Raw genomic sequence first — 1,584 nt, 5'->3', positions numbered from 1 at the left:
GGAAAATCACAAAAGTATAAGAGAACATGCACCCTTGCGAGGAGGAGTGGTTAAAAAAAGCAAGTTCACTACTTTTTCAGAAACTTCAGAAGATAGACTATTGGGCAGTCAAGAACAGTCCTCAGTCCACAGTCGGCAGTCTTCAGTCGGAAAAATCTTGCGATTCAAAGTTAGCCAGTCTGGACATCCATAAAGAGATAAACAAATCCTCCTTCGCTAAAGCTACGGAGGAGAATCTAAACAATTCTTCTTTGCGTCTTTGCGTGAAAATATAAACAAATCCTCCTTCGCTAAAGCTACGGAGGAGAATCTAAACAATTCTTCACTTCTCAATCTTCACTTCTCAATCACCAATCGTAAATCTTTTCCCTTCCTCTGCTATTTCGGTATTGGGAAAAATTTCTTGTGCTTCTTTAACAAAATTTTCAGGATTTTTAAATCTTGTAGAAATATGCCCGAGTATCAGCTTTTTTACTTTTGCTTTTTTTGCAATTGTTGCCGCATCAATAGTTGTTGAATGAAATCTTTCCGTTGCACGTTCTTGCATTGATTTGTCAAAAGTTGATTCGTGGTATAAAATATCTGCACCACTAATTTCAGGAATTATTTTTTCGTGGTACAAAGTATCAGTAATGTAAGCATAAACTCTTGGCTGTGGTGGTGGATATGTAAAATATTCAGAAGTAAAAACATTGCCATTTTTATCAAAATAATCTCTACCCTTTTTCAAAATATTAAATGCTTCAATCGGTATTTCCTTTCCTTTTATTTTTTCTTTGTCTATTTTTCTATCTTGCAATTTTTCTTTAAAAACAAATCCTGTTGTTTGAATTCTGTGCTTTAAAGGAATTGACCTGACAATAAAACTTTTATGATTCAAAAGAGTGAAAGAATTACTATCTGAAGTAAAATGATAAATTATTTTATACCTCAATATTGTCCCTGATTTTTTCAATTGAACATCAATTATTTCCTTTAAATCTTCAGGGCAATAAATATTTAATTCTTTTTCCCTATGATTTAAATTCATAGTATTGATAAGTCCAATAAGCCCGACATAATGGTCTGCATGAAGATGGCTAATAAAAATATGTTCAATTTTTTGAAAACTCAATCCGAATTTTGCAATTTGAAATTGCGTTACTTCACCACAATCAACAAGAATATTGCTGTTATGAATTTTCAAATATTGAGCAGATTGATTAAGTCTTGTTGAGAGACTTCCCGTAGCACTTGAAAGTATATGTATTTCAAAATTCACTTTTAATAACATTAATAAAATTGTAAATTTAAAAATAATAATTTAAACTGAATAAAAAATAATTTGAATTATTGAGAATTTTTTTGTTCTATGTTGATTTGTGTGGGCAAAAAAAATATTAAAGCCACAGTATTTGACATAAAACCGAATTTTTTGTAAAATCCAATTTTGCTAAGGGAGGTTCTATAAATAGTGGCTATAAGAAAACTCGTATGTTTTTGACTGTTAGAATATTATCTGTATCCTGTCGCTTGAATCTAATGTAATAAAGTAGTCATTTGATTGTCATTAAGTTACAAAACCCAATGACAGCTTGGCTAAAT

1 protein-coding gene is annotated in these 1,584 nt (G+C 30.9%); it reads right to left on the bottom strand.

The window, feature by feature from the left end; all coding sequences use genetic code 11:
- Positions 1–343: 343 nt before the first annotated feature.
- Positions 344–1,261, bottom strand: coding sequence for a ribonuclease Z (locus tag U9R42_14515; GenBank protein ID MEA3497237.1), 918 nt, complete (start codon positions 1,259–1,261; stop codon positions 344–346).
- Positions 1,262–1,584: the final 323 nt, after the last annotated feature.

It is taken from the genome of Bacteroidota bacterium (assembly GCA_034723125.1).
GTDB lineage: Bacteria > Bacteroidota > Bacteroidia > CAILMK01 > JAAYUY01 > JAYEOP01.
The sequence above is the reverse complement of the archived record's forward strand: the minus strand, read 5'-3'. Positions and strand labels throughout refer to the sequence as shown.